Origin of the sequence: Variovorax xiamenensis, assembly GCF_050916385.1 — a bacterium.
GTDB lineage: Bacteria > Pseudomonadota > Gammaproteobacteria > Burkholderiales > Burkholderiaceae_C > Variovorax.
The window spans coordinates 4,782,295-4,803,285 of the sequence record NZ_CP139038.1; the positions used below are offsets into that span (position 1 = coordinate 4,782,295).

Annotated in this window: 16 protein-coding genes; 8 read left to right on the forward strand and 8 right to left on the reverse strand. The window is 68.7% G+C overall.

Features of this window, described 5'->3' with window-relative positions; genetic code table 11:
- Positions 1 to 88: 88 nt before the first annotated feature.
- The 7 genes from SFB74_RS21880 to SFB74_RS21910 all read left to right on the forward strand — a co-directional run bounded on the left by SFB74_RS21880 (position 89) and on the right by SFB74_RS21910 (position 10,836).
- Positions 89 to 1,117: an HlyD family efflux transporter periplasmic adaptor subunit gene (locus SFB74_RS21880; RefSeq protein ID WP_432726379.1), complete on the forward strand. Its 1,029-nt coding sequence runs from the start codon at positions 89 to 91 to the stop codon at positions 1,115 to 1,117.
- The gene (locus SFB74_RS21885; RefSeq protein WP_432726380.1) at positions 1,117 to 2,898 is read left to right on the forward strand and encodes an ATP-binding cassette domain-containing protein; all 1,782 of its coding nucleotides are present in this window, start codon (positions 1,117 to 1,119) and stop codon (positions 2,896 to 2,898) included. The genes SFB74_RS21880 and SFB74_RS21885 overlap by 1 nt, the downstream gene beginning before the upstream one ends.
- Positions 2,895 to 4,025, forward strand: coding sequence for an ABC transporter permease (locus SFB74_RS21890; RefSeq protein ID WP_432726381.1), 1,131 nt, complete (start codon positions 2,895 to 2,897; stop codon positions 4,023 to 4,025). Before SFB74_RS21885 ends, SFB74_RS21890 begins: the two co-directional genes overlap by 4 nt.
- 10 nt (positions 4,026 to 4,035) lie before the next feature.
- Positions 4,036 to 5,163, forward strand: coding sequence for an ABC transporter permease (locus SFB74_RS21895; RefSeq protein ID WP_432726382.1), 1,128 nt, complete (start codon positions 4,036 to 4,038; stop codon positions 5,161 to 5,163).
- 15 nt (positions 5,164 to 5,178) lie between these two features.
- Entirely contained in the window at positions 5,179 to 6,723 is a 1,545-nt protein-coding gene (locus SFB74_RS21900) for an efflux transporter outer membrane subunit (protein ID WP_432726384.1), read from the forward strand.
- Between the two features lie 317 nt (positions 6,724 to 7,040).
- Positions 7,041 to 8,687, forward strand: coding sequence for an Ig-like domain-containing protein (locus SFB74_RS21905; RefSeq protein ID WP_432726385.1), 1,647 nt, complete (start codon positions 7,041 to 7,043; stop codon positions 8,685 to 8,687).
- Between the two features lie 391 nt (positions 8,688 to 9,078).
- Positions 9,079 to 10,836: an Ig-like domain-containing protein gene (locus tag SFB74_RS21910; RefSeq protein ID WP_432726386.1), complete on the forward strand. Its 1,758-nt coding sequence runs from the start codon at positions 9,079 to 9,081 to the stop codon at positions 10,834 to 10,836.
- Here SFB74_RS21910 and SFB74_RS21915 read toward each other — a convergent pair whose 3' ends face one another.
- Positions 10,837 to 11,916: an ROK family protein gene (locus SFB74_RS21915; protein ID WP_432726387.1), complete on the reverse strand. Its 1,080-nt coding sequence runs from the start codon at positions 11,914 to 11,916 to the stop codon at positions 10,837 to 10,839.
- Between the two features lie 111 nt (positions 11,917 to 12,027).
- On the opposite strand from SFB74_RS21915, the gene SFB74_RS21920 reads away from it, so the two are divergent.
- Positions 12,028 to 13,584: a glycine betaine ABC transporter substrate-binding protein gene (locus tag SFB74_RS21920; protein ID WP_432726388.1), complete on the forward strand. Its 1,557-nt coding sequence runs from the start codon at positions 12,028 to 12,030 to the stop codon at positions 13,582 to 13,584.
- A 7-nt stretch (positions 13,585 to 13,591) separates the two neighbouring features.
- Here SFB74_RS21920 and SFB74_RS21925 read toward each other — a convergent pair whose 3' ends face one another.
- The 7 genes from SFB74_RS21925 to SFB74_RS21955 form a co-directional block, all read right to left on the reverse strand.
- Positions 13,592 to 15,028, reverse strand: coding sequence for an aldehyde dehydrogenase family protein (locus tag SFB74_RS21925; RefSeq protein WP_126472742.1), 1,437 nt, complete (start codon positions 15,026 to 15,028; stop codon positions 13,592 to 13,594).
- A gap of 90 nt (positions 15,029 to 15,118) precedes the next feature.
- Positions 15,119 to 16,480 carry a glucarate dehydratase gene (gudD, locus tag SFB74_RS21930; protein WP_432726389.1) on the reverse strand — a complete coding sequence of 454 codons (1,362 nt, stop codon included), beginning with the start codon at positions 16,478 to 16,480 and terminating at the stop codon, positions 15,119 to 15,121.
- A gap of 16 nt (positions 16,481 to 16,496) precedes the next feature.
- On the reverse strand, positions 16,497 to 17,483 hold the full coding sequence (locus tag SFB74_RS21935; protein WP_432726390.1) for a Bug family tripartite tricarboxylate transporter substrate binding protein: 987 nt from the start codon (positions 17,481 to 17,483) through the stop codon (positions 16,497 to 16,499).
- 5 nt (positions 17,484 to 17,488) lie between these two features.
- A complete protein-coding gene (locus tag SFB74_RS21940; RefSeq protein WP_093203506.1) occupies positions 17,489 to 17,938 on the reverse strand; it encodes a nuclear transport factor 2 family protein in 450 nt (149 codons plus the stop codon).
- A gap of 54 nt (positions 17,939 to 17,992) precedes the next feature.
- A complete protein-coding gene (kdgD, locus tag SFB74_RS21945) occupies positions 17,993 to 18,904 on the reverse strand; it encodes a 5-dehydro-4-deoxyglucarate dehydratase (protein WP_432726391.1) in 912 nt (303 codons plus the stop codon).
- A 51-nt stretch (positions 18,905 to 18,955) separates the two neighbouring features.
- Positions 18,956 to 19,963 (reverse strand): Bug family tripartite tricarboxylate transporter substrate binding protein, encoded by a 1,008-nt coding sequence (locus tag SFB74_RS21950; protein ID WP_432726392.1) that lies wholly within the window; start codon positions 19,961 to 19,963, stop codon positions 18,956 to 18,958.
- A gap of 158 nt (positions 19,964 to 20,121) precedes the next feature.
- Positions 20,122 to 20,991 (reverse strand): FadR/GntR family transcriptional regulator, encoded by an 870-nt coding sequence (locus SFB74_RS21955; RefSeq protein WP_432726393.1) that lies wholly within the window; start codon positions 20,989 to 20,991, stop codon positions 20,122 to 20,124.

A 20,991-nucleotide genomic window follows, 5' to 3' on the forward strand; every position in this document is an offset into this window, starting at 1 on the left:
ACCCAAACAAAAAAATACTTCAAATTCAAATTTCAATTTGATAACATCGCGCCGACTCCAGGGCAGCAGCCCCGCCAGGAAACACGCCATGAACAGGAAACCCCTCATCGCCGTCGCCGTTGTGGTCATCGCCGCCGCGGCGGGCGGCTGGTGGTACGCGAACCGCTCCGCCACGCCCTCCGACCAGCTCGTGCTGTACGGCAACGTCGACCTGCGGCAGGTCTCGCTGGCCTTCAATGCCAACGACCGCGTCGCCGAACTGACGGTGCGCGAAGGCGATCGCGTGCGCGCCGGACAGGTGCTCGGCCGGCTCGACACCCGCTCGCTGGTGCTGCGCGTGGCGCAATCGCAGGCGCGCATCGGCGTGCAGGAACAAGCCCTGCTGCGCCTGAAGACCGGCAGCCGCCCCGAGGAAGTTGCACAGGCCAATGCACAGGTGGCCGCCGCGCAGGCCGATGCCGAACTGGCGCAGCAGCAGCTCGCGCGCCTGCAGGCCATCGGCGCCACCACGGCCGGCCGCGCGGTGAGCCAGCAGGATCTAGACAGCGCGCAGGCACGGCGCAAGGTGGCGCTGGCGCAGCTCGACAACGCACGCAAGGCGCAGCAACTGGTGGTGACCGGCCCGCGCAAGGAAGACATCGGGCAGGCCCAGGCCCAGCTCGAGTCGGCCCGCGCCGAGCTTGCGCTCATGAACCACCAGCTCACCGAGGCGGAGCTCAAGGCGCCCATCGACGCCATCGTGCGCGCCCGCCTGCTCGAACCCGGCGACATGGCCTCACCGCAGCGCCCGGCCTTCACGCTTGCCATCACCGATCCCAAGTGGGTGCGGACCTATGTCGCCGAGCCCGACCTCGGCCGCGTGCGCGCCGGGCAAGACGCCCGCGTGAGCACCGACAGCCAGCCCGGCGAAGCCATCGCCGGCAAGGTGGGCTACATCTCGTCGGTGGCCGAGTTCACGCCCAAGACCGTGCAGACCGAGGAGCTGCGCAGCAGCCTGGTCTACGAAGTCCGGGTGATGGTCGACGACCCGCAGGACCGGCTGCGCCTCGGCATGCCGGCCACCGTGCGGCTGCAACTGACGCCCTCTTCTTCCTCCACTGCTACCGGCAAGCCCTGATGACCGTCACCGGGCCGGCCGTGGCCGGACGCTCGCTGCACAAGCGCTTTCTGCCGAAGGCGTCGAGGGAGCCTGTGCCCGCCCTCGACGACGTGTCGCTCGAAATTCCCGCCGGTACGCTCACCGCACTGGTCGGCCCCGACGGCGCAGGCAAGACCACGCTGCTGCGCCTGATGGCCGGCCTGATGCGCGCCGACGCGGGCGAGCTGCGCGTGCTCGGCATCGACGTGTCGGCCGATCCGCAGGCGGTGCAGGACCGCATCAGCTACATGCCGCAGCGCTTCGGCCTCTACGACGACCTCAGCGTGCAGGAGAACCTCGACCTCTACGCCGACCTGCACGGCGTGCCCCGCGACAGGCGGCGCGAACGCTACGCACGGCTGATGGAGATGACCGACCTCGGCCGCTTCACCGACCGGCCCGCCGGCAAGCTCTCGGGCGGCATGAAGCAGAAGCTCGGGCTGGCCTGCACGCTGGTGCGATCGCCAGACCTGCTGCTGCTCGACGAGCCGACCGTGGGCGTCGACCCGCTCTCGCGCCGCGAGCTGTGGGAGATCGTGCAGCAGCTGGTAGACGAGGAAAAGCTCTCCGTCATCGTCAGCACCGCCTACCTCGACGAGGCCGAGCGCTGCAGCCATGTGTTCGTGCTGCACGGCGGCAAGCTGCTGGCGCAGGGCGCGCCGGCCGAACTGCGCGACCGGGCGGACGGCCTGTGCTTCGTCGCGACGCCGCCCGGCGACGAGCCGCCGCGGCTGCTGCAGGCCCGCCTGCTCGACGCGCGGCAGGACATCGTCGACGCGGTACCGCAAGGCGGCGAAGTGCGCTTCATCCGCCGTGACGCAACGGACGGCGCGCGATTCGATGCGTTGCTCGAAGGCGCTCACGCCGAGCCGGTCGCTCCGCGCCTGGAAGACGGCTTCATGACGCTGCTGCGCACGCAGCCGTCGAACGACGACAGCGCCACCCCAGCGGCGGCCGCGGCATCGCAACAGAGACAGGGCCAATCGGAAGAAGTCGTCATCGAGGTCAAGGACCTCGTGCGCCGCTTCGGCGATTTCGTCGCAGTGGCCAGCACCAGCTTCTCGGTGCGTCGCGGCGAGATCTTCGGCCTGCTCGGCCCCAACGGCGCCGGCAAGACGACCACTTTCCGCATGCTCTGCGGCCTGCTGCCGGCCAGCGGCGGGCAACTGCGCGTGGCGGGCGTCGACCTCCGGCATGCCCGCGCGCAGGCGCGCCAGCGCATCGGCTACGTCTCGCAGAAATTCGCGCTCTACGGCAACCTCACGGTGCGCGAGAACCTCTCGTTCTTCGGCGGCGCCTACGGGCTGCGCGGAGCGAAGCTGCGCGAGCGCATGGACACGGTGCTGCGCCAGTTCGACCTCGCCCACTCGCTCGATTCGCCCAGCGGCCAGTTGCCGGGCGGCTTCAAGCAACGCCTGGCCATGGCCACCGGCCTGCTGCACGAGCCCGAGATCCTGTTCCTCGACGAACCCACCAGCGGCGCCGACCCGCTCGCGCGCCGCGAGTTCTGGCGGCGCATCACCGCGCTGGCCGAAGGCGGCACCACGGTCGTCATCACCACGCACTTCATGGAGGAGGCCGAGTACTGCGACCGCATCGTGATCCAGGACGCGGGCAAGGTGCTGGCCATCGGCACGCCGCAGGAGGTGCGCGCGCAGGCGCTCGGCGACGACAGGGAAAGGCGCATCGACATGGAGCAGGCCTTCATCGGCATCGTCGAGAACGCGCGGCACGCGACGAAGAAGGAGGTGGCAGCATGAGCGGCTTCTGGTCCCGCCTGATCTCCCTCACGCGCAAGGAATTCCGCCAGCTGCTGCGCGACCGCAGCAACCTGGCCATCGGCATCCTGCTGCCGATGGTGCTGATCCTGATCTTCGGCTACGGCATGTCGCTCGACGTGAAGAACGCGCCCGTGGCGGTGGTGATGGAAGACGCCTCGCCCACCGCGCACGAGGCCATCGCCGGGCTGGCGCTCTCGCCCACCATCGCGCCTGTGCTGCTGGGCTCGATGCACGACGCCGAGGAGTTGATGCGCGAGCGCAAGGTAGACGGCATCGTGCGCGTGCCCTCCGACTTCTCGCGCTCGCTCGCCGCGGGCAACGCGCGCGTGCAGCTCATCGTGCACGGCTCCGACGCGGGGCGCGCGAGCATCATCCTGGCGTATGTGAGCGGCGCGCTCGCGCAATCGGGCGTGCGGCAGGCGGACCGCGGCGGCAACTCGGGCGGCAACGCGATCGCCGGCAGCGTCACGGTCGAGCAGCGCTTGTGGTTCAACGCCGCGAACACCAGCACCTGGTACCTGGTGCCAGGGCTCATCGTGCTCATCATGACGCTGGTCGGCGCCTTCCTCACCGCGCTGGTGATGGCGCGCGAGTGGGAACGCGGCACGCTGGAGGCGCTCTTCGTCACGCCGGTGCGGCCGGTGGAGATCCTGCTGGCGAAGATCATTCCGTACTTCGCGGTCGGCATGCTGGGCCTGGCGCTGTGCCTGCTGTCGGCGCGCTACCTTTTCGCGGTGCCGATGTACGGCTCGCTCGTCGTGGTGGTGTTCGCCTCGATGCTCTACCTGATCGTGGCTGTGAGCCTGGGCCTGGTGATCTCCTCGGTCACGCGCAACCAGTTCCTCGCGAGCCAGGTGGCCCTGATCGCAACCTTCATGCCTTCGATGATGCTGTCGGGCTTTCTCTTCGACCTGCGCAACGTGCCCACCGCCGTATGGGTGATCGGCCACGCGCTGCCGGCCACCTACTTCATGGACCTCATCAAGACGCTGTTCCTCGCGGGCGACGTCTGGCCGCTGGTGTGGCGCAACTGCGCGATCCTGCTGGCGTACGCCGTGGGCCTGCTGCTGGTGGCACGCGCGGTGACGCGAAAGAGCCTCGACTGAAAGCACGGCCATGAACGCCCTCATCGACTTCTTCCTTCGCGTGGCCAACCTCTGCCGCAAGGAGCTGCTGACCATCCTCAAGGACCCGGCCACGCGCGCCATCCTGGTGGCGCCAGCGATCATGCAGAGCCTGGTCTTCGGCTATGGCGCGACCTACGACCTCACCAACGTGCCGTATGCGCTGCTCGACCAGAGCCGCAACGGCGCATCGTCGGAGTTGATCGCGCACCTCGACAGCACGGGCGTGTTCCACCGCGTCGCCACGCTGCGCTCGCAGGCCGACATCCGCGAGGTGATCGACACAGAGAAGGCGCTGCTCGTCATCCAGATTCCCTCGAACTTCGAGCAGCAGCTCAGCGCGGGGCAGACGGTGGCCATCCAGCTGATCCTGGATGCGCGCAACTCCAACACCGCGGGCTCGGCGGCGGGCTACGTGAGCGCGGTGGTCGAGCGCTACAACGCCGAGTTGCGCACGCGCGCAGGCGCACCGCCGCGTTCGCTGACCGTGGAATCTCGCGCATGGTTCAACCCGAACCTGGAGACGCGCTGGAACCTGCTGCCCGGCATGATCGCCGCGCTCAGCATGCTGCAGACGCTGTTGCTCACGGCGCTTTCGGTGGCGCGCGAACGCGAGCAAGGCACCTTCGACCAGTTGCTGGTAACGCCGATGTCGCCGCTCGAGATCATGATCGGCAAGGCGCTGCCGCCGGTGCTCGTGGGGCTGGTGCAGTCGTCCCTGATCCTGCTGGTGGCGCTCTTCTGGTTCGGCATTCCGATGGCGGGCTCGCTCGTCACGCTCTACACGGGGCTGCTCTTCTTCACGGTGGCGAGCGTGGGCATCGGACTGTCGATCTCCGCCGTGTCGGCGAACATGCAGCAGGCCATGCTCTACGCCTTCGTGCTGCTGATGCCGCTGATGCTGCTGTCGGGCCTGACCACGCCGGTGCGCAACATGCCGCATGTGCTGCAGGTGGCGACGCTGGCCAATCCGCTGCGCTTCGCCATCGACCTGGTGCAGCGCGTGTACCTCGAAGGCGTCGGGCTGGCCACGGTCTGGCACAACCTGATTCCCCTGGCTGTCATCGCCGTCGTCACGCTGCCGCTGGCGGCGTGGCTATTCCGCAATCGCCTTGTCTGAAAACGGGAGCACGCCATGTCCCATCCTCTTTCGTCCCTTGCCTGCGCCGCTGCATCGCTCTCGCTCGCCCTCGCTCTTGCCGGCTGCGCCGTGGGGCCCGATCACCAGTCGCCAAAGACCGACGCACCCGCCGACTGGTCCGCATGGCATGGCGGCTCGCCCACGCTGCTCGGAGCGGAACGGCAGAGCGCCACCGGCACCGGCATCGCATCGGGCGACTGGAAGGCCTTCGGCGACCCGGTGCTGGACCGCCTCGAAGCCATGGTGCTAGCCAGCAACCCCGATCTGCAGACGGCCGCGCTGCGCTTCGCGCAAAGCCGCGTGCAGCGCACCACCGCCGCCGCGCAGCAGGGGCCGCAACTGAATGCCAGCGCGGGCGTCACCCGGCAGCGCCAGAGCGAGACCGGCGCAGCCACGCGGATGATCGACGCGCTGGGCTCGTCGGTCTCCAACCGCGACCAGCTCATCCGCACGCTCAGCGAGCCCTACAACCTCTATCAGGCGGGCTTCGATGCCTCGTGGGAAATCGACCTCTGGGGCCGCGTGCGCCGCGCCATCGAGGCCGCCGATGCCGACGCGGGCGCTTCGGCCGCGCTGCTGCGGCAGGCGCGGCTCAGCGTGCAGGCCGAGCTGGCGCGCAACTACTTCGAACTGCGCGGCACGCAGCACGAGCTGCGCATCGCGCGCGCGGACATCGCGGCGGCTGCCGAGTCGCTCGAACTGGTGCAGGCGCGCGCCGACGGCGGCCTCGTCACCGACCTGGACCCGGTGCGCCAGCGCGCCTTGGTCGCGGACCTGCGCGGACGCATTCCCGCCCTTCAGCAGCAGGAGGCCGATGCGATGAACCGCATCACGCTGCTGGCAGGCGCCGCGCCCGGCGCGCTCAATGCCGAGCTGGCGGACAACACCACGGGCGCCACGGGCGACGCGCTCGACGCGCCCGCGCTGCCGCCGCTCGCGCTCGGCCAGCCCGCCGAACTCGCGCGCCGCCGCCCTGACATCGCGGCAGCCGAGGCGCAGTTGCATGCCGCCACCGCGCGCATCGGCGTGGCGGTGGCCGATCTCTATCCGCGCGTGACGCTGGGCGCCGGCTTCGGCTACGAATCGGTGGGCAGCGAGCGTTTCGGCGAATGGGGCAGCCGGCAGTGGCACGTGGGTCCGTCGATCAGCCTGCCGATCTTCGATGGCGGGCGCCGCCGCGGCACCGTCGAGCTGCGCGAACTGCAGCAGCAGGAAGCGGCCGTGGCCTTCCAGCAGACCGTGCTCAAGGCCTGGCATGAGATCGACTCGGCCCTCACCGCCTACGCCGCCGAGCGCCAGCGGCAGGCCGAACTGGCCGAGCGCGAGCGCCGCAGCCGCGACGCGCTGGTGCTCGCGTCGGCGCGCTACAGGGGCGGGCTCACCGACTTCGGCGTGGAGCTCGACGCGCGCCGCACCCTGCTGCAGGCCAGACGCGACCAGGCCCAGAGCACCAGCCGGCTCGCGGTGGGGCTGGTGGCGGTCTACAAGGCGCTGGGCGGCGAGGCTGTGGCGTCAGAAGCACAAATGCAACACAATTGAAACCAATTGAACAAGCACACTAAAATATCTACCGGTTTCGGGGATTGACAAGCCAGCCTGCCCTACCGGTTCGTCACCGGACGGGCGCAAACGGATCTCCCGGCACCCCCTGCTTGGCGGGGTAGCCCGCTCGGGCACGGTCTTTCGCGGGGCCGGCCAGAGCGCCATCCGTTGGTGTCTTGCGCCCCGATCTCCGGGGAAAACCGATGCGAGCTTTCTTCTCGCTGCGTGCCCTGGCGAAACTGGCGAACCCGGCGTTGATGCTGTGGACAACGCTTTTCGCACTGTCCGGAATCCCGGCACCCACTTTCGCCGCCATGGACGAGATCGGCCGGGCTCCTCCAAGCACCCACCGCCTGAAATTCATCGTCGATCCCGAGCTGGCCGCCGACATCGGCCCCGCCGAGGCAGGCCGGCGCCTCGCGCAGTACGTGGCCGACCTCAACACGGTGTTCACGCGCGAGACGGTGCGCAGCTTCTCCTTCGACCCCGCCGCCGACCTGCAGCTGGTCACGCCCGCCAACGCGCCGCAGTGCAGCTACAACGGCCTGGTCAATGGCGAGGTGGTGGTCTGCGTCTCGAAGTCCACCCGGGGCTACAGCCACGGCGGGCTTTCCACCAGCTGGACCTTTCCGCAGAAGGGCGTGACCTGGAACCTGAACTGGATCGCCATCCACGACCCGCTGCGCCTGTCGCGCGCGCCCACGCCGGCCGCGCCCGAATCCACCGAGAAGGACTACCTCGCCCGCCAGCTGAAGACCCTGCTGCATGAGCTGGAGCACGTGTTCGGTGCGGGCTCGGGGGAGTACTACAACAGCATCGCGGTGACCGACACCACCGGCATCGCGCCCATCGCGGACCTCGCCCTGGCCAGCGACGGCGACCGCTACTGGTGGACCCGCCAGCACTGGCGGCTCGACCCGCTGCTGGGCACCGTCTTCGAGCAGCGCCGCGACCCGGCGGCCAACCGCGTCGCCACGCTCGAGCTGATCCGCTTCACCGAAGGCACCAAGGCCAACATCAACACCGACTGGACCGACTGGCCCAAGCTCGGCAGTTCGAAGTTCATGGCCGGCACCACCGCCACCCAGGTGCGCGTGACCGACCGCGACACCGGCACCGCCCTGCCCGGTGCGCAGGTCTCGGTGTGGCGCAGCCCCGGTGCCGGCAAGCCGCTGGTGATGCTCGCGACCGGCGTGGCCGACGCGGCGGGCCGCTACCAGTTCGACTGGGACTGCGGCTTCAGCTGCTTCGCCGTCGGCAAGACCACGCTGCTGGTGAAGGCGCGCGCGGCCAACCGCGCGCCGGGCGCCACGTGGTTCACCATCTTCGATGCCTTCGAGCAGAAGGCGGTGCACGGGCAGCCGATGTTCACCATCGACCTCGCGCTCGGCAGCCCCGACGCTACGCCGCCCACCGTGTCGATGGCCGCACCCTCGATGGCCACGGTGGGGCAGCTCACCGTCATAGCGCCCGCGGTGGTGGACAACGTGGGCATCGTCGGCGTCAAGGTGATGGGCCGCGACAGCATCCCAATCTGCACCTTCACCGCCCCGCCCTACACCTGCAGCTGGACGCCGGGCGCGCCCGGCGTGCAGACCATCCGCGTCATCGCGCTCGATGCCGCCGGCAACTCGGCAGTGGCTTCCGCCAACGTGATCGTCAACGCGCCTTCGGACACCGTGCCCCCGGCCGTTTCGCTGTCCGTGCCGCCGAGCGTGCCCGCGGGCGTGGCGGCAAGGCTCTCCGCCAACGCATCCGACAACGTCGGCGTGGCCGAGCTGAAGTTCGTCGTCGACGGCAGGACCGCCTGCACGCTGCGCGCGGCGCCCTACGTTTGCGCATGGACGCCGAAGCGCCCCGGCTCTGCGAATGTCGAGGTGCGCGCCATGGACGCGGCGGGCAACGTCGCCAGCACCTCCGCCGGCATGCGCGTCGAGGGCCTGCGCGCCGAAGACCTCTGATCGGCGGCTTCAATCCGCGGTGGATGCCGTGACAAAGTGCCCAAATATTAGGCACACCCTACAGCGGGGAAAGGTCCACGCCTACGGGGTCGAAATTTAAAATTGAGGCCTTCCTGGTTACAGCAACCTCGCGTTCGGCATTCGGGAATGGGCGGTCCGCCCTTCGCAGAACAGATTTGCAGCCAGTACCCCGCACTCCAGAAGCACCGGCGCCCATCAGGGCGTATCGCCCTCGGCGATTTCGGCGCGACGCAGGAGCGTGGCCAGCAAAGGTGGTCACGGGCGGGGCCTGTCCGCTTCGTGCAATTCGGAAACCATCGAGTGGCCTGAGGCGATCCCCTTTGCTTTGTTGATCACTGCCGGGCTCCCCTGAGGAAGGGGACAAGATTCGATGCGATCCATTCATTCGCTGCTGGCGCGTGCGCGCCGGCTGGGCGCAGCCTTGCCTTTTTCCTTTGCAATGCTGCTGCTTTCCCTGAATTCCACGGCCTCCTGGGCCGCCATGGACGAAGTCGGCCGCGCCACGCCGAGCGTGCACCGCCTGAAGTTCTTCGTCGATCCGCAACTGGTGGCCGACATCGGCGCGCCCGAAGCCGGACGCCGGCTCGCGCAATACGTGGCCGACATCAACACCGTGTTCACGCGCGAGACCGTGCGCAGCTTCGTCTTCGATCCGGCCGCCGACTTCCAGGTCGCCGCGCCCGGATCGGCGCCGCAATGCGGCTTCAGGGGCGTGGCCGAGCGCGAGATCGTGCTGTGCGTCTCGAAGTCGCTCGAAGGCTACAGCCACGGCGGCCTGACCACGAGCACCACCTTTCCGCCCAGGGGCGTGACCTGGAACCTCAACTGGAGCGCCATCCACGATCCGCTGCGCCTGTCGCGCGCGGTGACGCGCGGCTCGCCGGAATCCACCGAGAAGGACTACCTCGGCCGCCAGCTCAAGACATTGCTGCACGAACTGGAGCACGTGTTCGGCGCGGGCTCGGGCGAGTACTACAGCGCGATCTCCGTGGCCGACACCACCGAGGTCGCGCCCAGGGCCGACCTCGACCTCGCGAGGCTGACCGACCGCTACTGGTGGCAGCGCCAGGACTGGCGCCTCGACCCGCTGCTGGGCACCGTGTTCGAGGAGCGCTTCGACCCGGCCGCCAACCGCGTCGCCACGCTGGAGATGATCCGCTTCACCGCGGGCACCAAGGCCAACATCAATACGGACTGGAGCGACTGGCCCAGGCTGGGCACCTCGAAGTACATGACTGGCACCACGGCCACGCAGGTGCGCGTCACCGACCGCGAAAGCGGCGCCGCGCTGGCCGGTGCGCAGGTCTCGGTGTGGCGCGACCCCGGCGCGCGCAAGCCGCTGGAGCAAGTCGCGCAAGGCACGACCGGCGCGGACGGCCGCTTCGTCTTCGACTGGCGCTGCGGCTTCAGCTGCTTCGCCGTGGGCAAGACCAATCTGCTCGTGAAGGCGCAGTCGCCCGGCCGCGAGCCCGGCGCGACCTGGTTCACCATCTTCGATGCCTTCGAGCAGAAAGCCGTGCAGGGCCAGTCCTCGTTCAGCATCGACCTGCCGCTGGGCGTTGCCGATGCCTACAAGCCGACCGTGTCGCTCGCCGCGCCGGCCGTGGCAACGGTGGGGCAGCCGACGACCATCGCGCCGGTGGCGGTGGACAACGTCGGCGTCATGGGCGTCAAGGTGGTCGGCTCGGGCAGCCTGCCGATCTGCACCTTCACCGCCCCGCCCTACACCTGCAGCTGGACGCCGACCTCGGCCGGCGTGCAAACCATCCGCGTGATCGCGCTCGACGCCGCGGGCAACTCGGCGGTGGCCTCGGCCAACGTGATCGTCAATGCGCCTTCGGACACTTTGCCGCCGACCGTCTCCCTGGCTGCTTCGCCAGGCATTGCCGCGGGCACGGCGACGAAGCTCTCGGCCACCGCGACCGACAACATCGGCGTGGCCGAACTCAGGTTCGTCATCGACGGCAAGACGGCCTGCACGCTGCGCGCCGCACCCTACGTTTGCGCATGGACGCCGAAGAGCCCCGGCACCGCGAACCTCGAAGTGCGCGCGGCGGATGCGGCAGGCAACATCGCGAGCGCTTCCACCACCCTGCGCATCGAAGGCCTGCGACCCGAGGACCTCTGATCAGTCCTTGTTGGTGAAGCTCGCGTTGCCCAGCCCCGTGCCGATGGTCAGCACGCCCCAGTGGCGCACGTCGCGCATGAAGGGCAGCTCGCTCAGGCCCTGCACCACCGCGTCGTTGTGCATCAGTACCAGCGTGGGGCCCGAGCCCATCATCGGCATGCGGCGCCACAGCTGGCTGGGCAAATGGAAGGCGTGGCCTTCCCAGTCGCCCGGCAGGTTCTGTGCGCCGCGGGCGATGGAGCCATCGGGCCGGATCAGCCCGGGGCATCCGATGCCGACGAAAGGCGCGAGCCGGATCTTCCTGCGCTCGCTGTAGCGCACCATGTCCTCGAGCATGTCGGCGATGTGCTCGACCATGCCGCCGCGGTTCGGGCCTTCGTCCGCGTGGCGCCACTTCTCGCGCCGCACCACCTTCGCGAGCGAGAAGTCTGGCGCCTTGCGGTGCCGCGTCTTCACGATGCCGCAGCGCACGTTGGTGCCGCCTATGTCCACGGCGAGGATCGCGTCGTGGCCCTTCAGCATGGCGCGCGGCACGAGGTGCGCCCAGCCGATCAGCCCGCCGTCGTCCACGTCGTGCGAGAGGCGTGCGATCTGCACGTGCAGCCCCATCTCCTCGAGGATGGCGCCGGCCTGCAGGATGGCGCGCTCGCCCACGTCGCTCTCGGGAAAGCCGCCGCCGATGACGATGCGCTGCACCAGCTTCCACGAGGGCTGGCGCATGAAGCGCTGGATGACGAAGGCCAGCTCCTGCGCGAATTCCTCGATGGCCACGTGCATCAGGTCGGTGGCTTCGGACGCCTTCTTCTCCTGCAGCACGCGGTCGAGTTCCTTCTTGGCGAGGTCGCGAGAGTGCGATTTGCCCAGCGGGTCCTTGCCCTTCCTGCGGCGGCGCTTGCGCCAGTGTTCGAGCAGTTCGCGAAATGCCGTCTGGCTGGCCTGGTCGCCGACAAAGCCGTCCTTGTCGCGCAGCTGCAGGCTGTAGCCATCGACCTGCAGGCCGGGCAGTTCGCGCAGGCCGTGGACGTCGGGGCCGGGGAGGAGGTGGCGGTCGTCCCTCGCGGGTTGGGTCTTTTTCTTCATCGCGAACCACTGTGAGCCCGAACGGCCGGCGGCCCCATCGGCTCCGCGCACCATGGCGTGTAGGAGATTGGCGGGTACGCGCGACGGGGCGTTGTCTATACACTGGCCCGGATGCATCTGCCCCGCAGCTTCCTGCGCGCCGCCCTGCTCTTCGTCCTCGCCTGGCTTGCCGCCTGCGGCATCGCGCGGGCCGCCGACGAGACGCTTCGCGTCGGCTCCAAGCGCTTCACCGAGTCGTACATCCTGGCAGAGCTTCTGGCGCAGACGGCCGCGCCGCACACGGCCACGCCGCCCGTCGTGCGGCAGGGGCTGGGCAACACGGCCATCGTGTACGAGGCGCTGCGCTCGGGCGCCATCGACCTCTACGCCGAATACACCGGCACCATCGCGCTCGAGATCCTCAAGGGCGCACCGGCCGATACGCGCGAGGCGATGAACGCCGCCCTCGCGCCGATGGGCCTGGGCGTGGCGATTCCGCTGGGCTTCAACGACGGCTATGCGCTCGCGGTGCGCGCCGCCGACGCCGACCGGCTGGGCCTGCGCACGCTGAGCGACCTGGCGAAGCACCCCGAGCTGAAGTTCGGCCTGTCGAATGAATTCATCGGCCGTGCCGATGGCTGGAAGGGCCTGGCCGGGCGCTACGGCTTCACGCAGACGCCCACCGGCCTCGACCACGGGCTGGCCTACGACGCGGTGGCCGCCAAGCAGATCGACGTGATCGACATCTACACCACCGACGCCAAGATCGACCACCTCGGCCTGCGGGTGCTGGAAGACGACAGGAAGTACTTTCCGCGCTACGACGCGGTGGTGCTCTACAAGCTCGACCTGCCCACGCGGCTGCCCAAGGCCTGGGCTGCGCTGCAGGCGCTGGAAGGCAAGGTCGACGAGCACGCCATGATCGCGATGAATGCGCGCGCCGAACTGCAGAGCGTGCCCTTCGACGTGATCGCTCGCGACTTTCTCGCGAGCACGGGCGGCAAGGACGTGAAGGCGCAGCCGAAGGAAGAACGCCGGGGCTTCATGGCCAAGCTGTTCGGGCCGGACCTGTGGAAGCTCGCGCGCCAGCACCTGCTGCTGGTGGCGCTGTCGGTGGGCATCGCTATTCTTGTCGGCGTGCCGATCGCGATCCTGGTGTTTCCCCATGTGCGGCTGCGCGCGGTGGTGCTGGGCTTCGCGAGCCTGCTGCAGACCGTGCCCTCGCTGGCGCTGCTGGCCGTGCTGATCTCGATGCTGGGTGCCATCGGCGCGCTGCCGGCGCTGATCGCGCTCACGCTCTACTCGCTGCTGCCGATCATGCGCAACACGGTGACGGGGCTGGCCGAAGTGCCCAATGGCCTGCGGCTGGCCGGCACGGCGCTCGGCATGACGCCGCCGCAGAGTCTTCAGCTGGTACTGCTGCCGCTGGCGCTGCCCACGCTGCTGGCGGGTGTGCGCACTGCCACCGCGATCGCCATCGGCACGGCGACCATCGCAGCCTTCATCGGTGCGGGGGGCTTCGGCGAGCGCATCGTGACCGGGCTTGCGCTCAACGACCGCGAGTTGCTGGTGGCGGGCGCGCTGCCGGCGGCCGCGCTGGCGCTGCTGAGCGAAGGCGTGTTCGAGCTCATCGAATACATCATGCGAAGACGCCGGCGCGCGCCGCCGTCCTCGCTTCCGGCCACCTGAAGACCGATCAGGCCAGCGTGTAGGCTGTCTTCACCGTCGTGAAGAACTCCTGCGCATAGCGGCCCTGTTCGCGCGGGCCGTAGCTGCTGCCCTTGCGACCGCCGAAGGGCACGTGGTAGTCGACACCCGCCGTCGGCAGGTTGACCATCACCATGCCGGCCTGGCTGTGGCGCTTGAAGTGCGTGGCGTACTTCAGCGAGGTGGTGGCGATGCCGGCCGAGAGGCCGAACTCGGTGTCGTTCGCCGTGGCCAGTGCCTCCTCGTAGTTCTTCACGCGGATCACGCTGGCCACCGGGCCGAAGATCTCTTCCTTGTTGATGCGCATCGCGGCGGACGATTCGCTGAAGAGCGCGGGCGACATGTAGTAGCCGTCGGTCTCCAGCTTCAGCAGCTCGCCGCCCGCGGCCAGCGTGGCGCCCTCGCCCTTGCCGATGGCGACGTATTCCATGTCCTGGTCGAGCTGCGACTTCGACGAGACGGGGCCCATGTCGGTGCCCTGCGCGAGCGCGTCGCCCACCTTGATCTTCGCCATGCGCTCCTTCATGGCGTCGATGAACTTCGGATAGATGCCTTCGGTGACGATAAGCCGGCTCGATGCGGTGCAGCGCTGGCCGGTCGAGTAGAAGGCGCTCTGCACGCTGAGCTCCACGGCCTGCGCGAGGTCGGCGTCGTCGAGCACCACCTGCGGGTTCTTGCCGCCCATCTCGAGCTGCACCTTCTTGTGGTTGGTGACGCACTGCACCGCGATGTTGCGCCCCACGCCCACCGAGCCGGTGAAGCTGATCGCATGGATGCCGGGGTGGTTGACCAGCGCGTTGCCGATCACGCTGCCACGCCCCATCACGAGGTTGAACACGCCCGCCGGAATGCCCGAGCGGCTGATGATTTCCGCGATCGCCCAGGCGCAGCCCGGCACGAGGTCGGCGGGCTTCAGCACCACGCAGTTGCCGAAGGCCAGCGCGGGCGCGATCTTCCAGGCCGGAATGGCAATCGGAAAGTTCCACGGCGTGATGAGGCCGACCACGCCGACCGGCTCGCGCGTGATCTCAACGCCGATGTTGGGGCGCACCGAAGGCAGCACTTCGCCCGACAGGCGCAGGCACTCGCCCGCGAAGAACTTGAAGATATAGCCCGCGCGCGCGGCCTCGCCGATGCCTTCGGCCTTGGTCTTGCCCTCTTCGCGCGCCAGCAGCGTGCCCAGCTCTTCCTTGCGCGCGAGGATCTCGTTGCCGATCTTGTCGAGCGCGTCGGAGCGTGCCTGTACGCTGCCCGTGGCCCAGGCCGGAAAGGCCGCGGTGGCGGCGGCCACTGCCGCGTCGACGTGCGAGGCATCGCCTTGCGTGTACTGGCCGATCACGTCCGACAGGTTGCTCGGATTGACGTTCGGGCTGTAGCCCGCGCCGGCACGCCATTCGCCGCCGATGAGGTTGTCGAAGTTCTGCATGTTGGGTTCCTTGCTGCTCGATGGATGAAAAGAAAGAAGCCGGAGCGAGGGCTCCGGCTGCGGGAATGAAGAGAAACGGAGACTACGCCTTTACCTGACCATGCAGGGCTTCTTGTTGTCGAAGGTCCAGTTCGGGATCAGGTACTGCATCGCCTGCGCGTCGTTGCGCGCGCCGAGGCCGTGCTTCAGGTACAGCTGGTGAGCCTTCTCGACCTCGTCCATGTCGAGTTCCACGCCCAGGCCGCCGCGCGTGGGCACCTTCACGAAGCCTTCTTCAATCTGCAGCGGTGCCTTGGTCAGGCGCTGGCCGTCCTGCCAGATCCAGTGCGTGTCGATGGCGGTCACCTTGCCCGGTGCCGCAGCGGCCACGTGCGTGAACATCGCGAGCGACACGTCGAAGTGGTTGTTCGAGTGGGAGCCCCAGGTCAGGCCCCAGGCCTGGCACAGCTGCGCCACGCGCACCGAGCCCTGCATGGTCCAGAAATGCGGATCGGCCAGCGGGATGTCGACCGATTGCAGCGAAAGGCTGTGCACCATCTCGCGCCAGTCGGTGGCGACCATGTTGGTGGCGGTGGGCAGGCCTGTGGCGCGGCGGAACTCGGCCATCACCTCGCGGCCCGAGAACACGCCCTCGGCGCCGCACGGGTCTTCGGCATAGGCCATCACGCCGTGCAGGTCGCGGCACAGGCGGATCGCGTCCTGCAGCAGCCAGCCGCCGTTGGGGTCGAGCGTGACGCGGGCCTTCGGAAAGCGCTCGTGCAGCGCACGGATCGCCTCGACTTCCTCCTCGCCGCGCAGCACGCCGCCCTTGAGCTTGAAGTCGGTGAAGCCGTAGCGCGCATGCGTGGCCTCGGCCAGGCGCACGATGGCCTCGGGTGTCATGGCCTCCTCGTGGCGCAGGCGGAACCAGTCGTTGTCGGCGTTGGGATCGCTTTCATACGGCAGGTCGGTCTTCTTGCGATCGCCCACGTAGAAGAGATAGCCGAGCATCTGCACCGCGTCGCGCTGCTGGCCTTCGCCGAGCAGTGCCGCCACGGGCACTTCGAGGAACTGGCCCAGCAGGTCGAGCAGCGCGGCTTCGACGGCGGTGACCGCGTGGATGGTCACGCGCAGGTCGAAGGTCTGCAGGCCGCGCCCGCCGCTGTCGCGGCCGGCGAAGGCGCTGCGCATGCTGTTGAGGATCGCGTTGTGGCGGCCGATGGGTTGGCCGACGATGAGGTCGCGCGCGTCTTCCAGCGTCTGGCGGATCTTCTCGCCGCCGGGCACTTCGCCCACGCCGGTGCGGCCGGCGCTGTCGGTCAGGATCAGCAGGTTGCGCGTGAAGAACGGGCCATGCGCGCCGCTCAGGTTCATGAGCATGCTGTCGTGGCCCGCGACGGGGACCACGCGCATGCCGGTGACGACGGGAGCGCCCGTCACGGCTTTGGAAACAACGGATTCAGGGCTTGTCATCTTCGGGCTCAGTGCCTCAGTCTGCGGTGATGTGGCGGGCTTCGATCAATGTCTTCCAACGCGTCCATTCGCGCAGCTGGAAGGCGGTGAATTCCTCTGGGGTGCTGGCGACGATTTCCAGGCCCTGGTTGAGCATGCGTTTCTTCGTCTCAGGGTCCTGCATCGCTGCAATGACCGCGTCGCTCAGCTTCTTCTTGACGGCGGGCGGCAGGCCCCTGGGCGCGGCCATGCCCTGCCATGAATAGACCTCGGCGCCCTTCACGCCGGCCTCGGCCAGCGTGGGCACGTCGGGCAGCACGGGCGAACGCTTGTCGCCCGTGACGGCGATGGCGCGCAGCTTGCCGCCGCGGATGTGCGGCAGCACGGCATTGACGTTCTGGAACGAGAAATCGACCTGGTTGCCCAGCAGGTCGTTCACCGCCGGCGCGCCGCCCTTGTAGGGCACGTGCACGCCTTCGGTCTTCGTCTGCTGCCAGAAGAGCTCGGCCGAGAGATGGTCGGAAGAGCCGTTGCCCGAGCTCGCGAACGAGACCTTGCCCGGCGTCTTGCGCAGCAGCGCCAGCACCTCGGCCACCGTGTGCTCCGGACGCGCGACATTCGCGACGAGCACGTTGGGCGCCTGCACTGGCACGCTGATGTAGTCGAAGTCCTTCGTCGCGTCGTAGGGCACGCTCTTCTGCAGATGCGGCGTGACGACGAAGGCGCCGAGCGAGGACACCAGCAGCGTGTAGCCGTCGGGCGCGGCGCGCTTGACCTGGCCGGTGCCGATGGTGCCGGTGGCGCCGGGCCGGTTGTCGACGACGAAGCTGCCGCCGAGCCTGGTCTGCAGCTGCAGTGCGACGGCGCGGGCGACCATGTCGGTGGAACCGCCGGCCGGGAACGGCACGACGATGGTCACCGGCTTCTGCTGCGGCCATGCGTCGGACTGCGCCGAGGCGACCTGGGGCAGCAGCACCGCCGAGGCAGCCGCGAGGGCCGCCCCAAGAAGGACTCTCTTCTTCATTCGACCTAGATCCTCACGGCCTGCCGCGCGAGCAGCTTCCAGCTGCCGCCCTGCTTCTGCCAGACGCCGAGGATCTTCAGCGCCACCTTGCCGGGCTTGCCCGAGTCGTTGGTGTCGGCCGTGAGCGTATGGCGCACGATGGCGGTGTTGCCGTCGACCACCTTGACGGTCTGGTCGGTGATGGCGATGGTCACGAAATCGGACTTGCCGTCGAGCAGGTCGGCGATGAAGCTGGTCTTGGTGTCGACCTTGCCGCCGGAGTGGCCGTAGCTGAGGTCGTCGGCCACCAGCGCGCCCAATGCGGGAGCGGTGGGATCGATCATCGCGATGCGAAGGCGCTCGGCGGCAGCCGCCACCTCGGGCGCGGCCGATGCGGCATTGCCCGAGGGCATCACCGAGCAGGCCGAGAACAGGGCCGCAGAAGCGGCGACCAGGAAGAGCTTCTTGAGGAACATGGCGTCTTGTCTCCGTTGTTGTGATTGGGATCTGTTCTTCCGCCGGGTGCCGGCTTACTGCGGGCCGAGCGAGTCGATCAGCGCCTTGAGCTGCTCCATCTCGGCGGGCTTCAGGTCGGTGAGGGGCGCGCGCACGGGGCCGGCGTCGTGGCCGACGATCTTTGCGCCAGCCTTCACGATGCTCACGGCGTAGCCGGGCACGCGGTTGCGCAGTTCGAGGTAGGGCATGAAGAAGTTCTTCAGCAGGCGGTGCTGCGTCGGCAGGTCGTCGGCGGCGACGGCCTTGTAGAAGTCCATGGCGGTCTTCGGAATGAAGTTGAAGACGGCCGACGAATACACCGGCGTACCCATTGCCTTGTAGGCGGCGGCGTAGACCTCGGCCGTGGGCAGGCCGCCCAGGTAGGCGAAGCGATCGCCCATCTTCTGGTAGATGGCGACCATGGCCTCGATGTCGCCCACGCCGTCCTTGAAGCCGACGAGGTTGGGGTTGCGCTCGGCCAGCGCGGCCAGCGTGTCGGGCTTCAGGCGGCTGGTGGCGCGGTTGTAGACGATCACGCCGAACTTCACACTCTTGCACACGGCTTCGACGTGCGCGGCCAGGCCTTCCTGGCCGGCTTCGGTGAGGTAGTGCGGCAGCAGCAGGATGCCGTGCGCGCCGGCCTTCTCGGCGGCCTGCGCGCACTGGATGGCGAAGCGCGTGGGGCCGCCGGCGCCCGCAATGATCGGCACCACGCCGCGGCAGGTGTCGACCGCGGTCTTGATGATGCCGGGGTACTCGTCGCCGGTGAGCGAGAAGAACTCGCCCGTGCCACCGGCCGCGAACAGCGCGCTCGCGCCGTAGGGAGCGAGCCATTCGAGGCGCTGCTGGTAGCCCTTCTTGTTGAAGTCGCCATTGCTGTCGAAGTCGGTCAGCGGGAACGAGAGCAGGCCGGAGCCCATGATGGTCTTGAGTTCTTGCGGGTTCATCGGGAAGAGTCCAGTGAAGATTGGGAAAAGAAAAAGGGATGCGGCAGCCGGTCAGTCGAGCTTGACGTTGGCTTCCTTGATGACCTGGGCCCAGCGCGCGCGCTCCTTGGCGAAGAACTGGTCCTGCTCGGGCGCGGTCATGGTCACGACCTCGGCGCCCTGCCCTGCGAGGCGGGCACGGATGTCGGCGGTGCGGATGATGCGCACCAGCTCGCGGTTGAGCCGGTTGACGATCGCGTCGGGCACGCCGCGCGCGGCGACCATGCCCTGCCAGGTGCCCGATTCGTAGCCGGGGGCGCCCTGCTCCGCGATGGTCGGCACGCTGCCGATCAGCGGCATGCGCGTGGCCTTGGACACGGCGATCAGCTTGAGCTTGCCGGCCTGCACCTGCGGGTAGGTGGCGAGCATGCCGTTCATCAGGACCTGCGTCTGGCCCGAGACGGTGTCGAGCACGGCCTGCACGCCGCCCTTGTAGGGCACGTATTCCCACTTGGCGCCGATCCTGCGCTGCAGCTCGATGCCCGCGAGATGCGCGGTGCTGCCGCTGGCGGTGACGGCGAAGTTGAGATCGCTTTTCTTCGAGAGTTCGACCAGTTCCTTCAGCGTGCCCGCCTGCACCGAGGGATGCACCACCAGCAGGTGCGGCGAATAGGCCAGCATGGACACGCTGCGCAGGTCCTTCGACGGATCGAAAGGCAGCTTGGGGTACAGCGACGGGCTGATGGCCAGCGCGCCGAGGTCGCACAGCATCAGCGTGTAGCCGTCGGCGGGCGCCTTGGCCAGCAGGTCGGCGCCGAGGTTGCCGTTGGCACCGGCCTTGTTGTCGATGACGACCGGCTGGCCGAGCGCCTCCGACAGCGGCTGGCTGATGGCCCGCGCAATGATGTCGGACGAACCGCCCGGCGGGTACGGAACGATGATGCGGATCGGCTTCGAGGGCCAGTTGCCGGTGCCGCCCTGCGCACTGCCCGCGGCCTGCGCGAAGGCGCGCACCGGCAGGCTGGCGGCCAGCGTCGTGGCCAGAGCGGCGCCCAGCGCGCCGCGTCGGTTGATGGTCATGCTTGCTGCCTCCAGTTGTTCGATGGTCGTCACTGCTCGTGCATCTGCCCGCACAAGTTATCAGTCATCGTACAACTAGAGATATGACTTGTCCAGCGTGTCGGACAAGAAAAATCAGCTGGAAGCCGCCGGGACGGCAACAAGAACAACCGAGAGAGTCAGTGAGAAGCCGCGCCGTCGGACGACGGCACGGCCGCATCGGCGCCGCCTGCCGCCGCGGCGTCGGCCTTCGCCTTCTGCTGCGCAGCCTCCTGCGCCATGCGCAGCCGCTCGCGGCTGTTGGTCAGGTGGATGCGCATGGCGGCACGTGCCGACTCGGGGTCGCGCCGCGCGATGGCCGCGTAGATCTCTTCGTGCTCGCGGTTGACGCGGCTCAGGTAAGGCGCCCCGCCCTCGTGGGTGCGGATGGCGCTGATGCGGGTGCGCGGAATGAGCGTGGTGCCCAGGTGCCGCATGATGTCCGCGAAATAGGGGTTGCCTGTCGACTCGGCGATCTGCAGGTGGAAGCGGAAGTCGGGCCCCACGGTGTCGCCCGCCACCACCACGTTGCGCTCGAAGTCGTCGAGCGCCTGGCGCATGGCCACGAGCTGCTCGTCGGTGCGGCGGCTGGCGGCGAGCCCGGCCGATTCGGTCTCGAGGCTGATGCGCAGCTCCAGCACGGCCAGCACATCCACCGAGGCGGCGATCTCGCCCGGATCGAGGCGGAACACCCCGCCCGTGCGCGGCTGCAGCACGAAGGTGCCCACGCCGTGCAGCGTCTCGACCAGCCCGGCGGCCTGCAGCTTCGACAGCGCCTCGCGCACCACGGTGCGGCTCACCCCGTAGGCCTGCATGATGGCCGACTCGGTCGGCAGCTTGTCGCCCGGCCGCAGCGCCTGGCTGCGGATCTTCTCGCCCAGGTCTTCCACCAGCCCGTGCGCGAGGCCGCGCGCGCGCTGGCGCGGACGCCCCACGAAGGAAGAAGCCGGAGAGGCCGCTTCCGCCGGAGCCTCCGACACCAAGGGATTACCCGCAGTCGTCTGAACCAT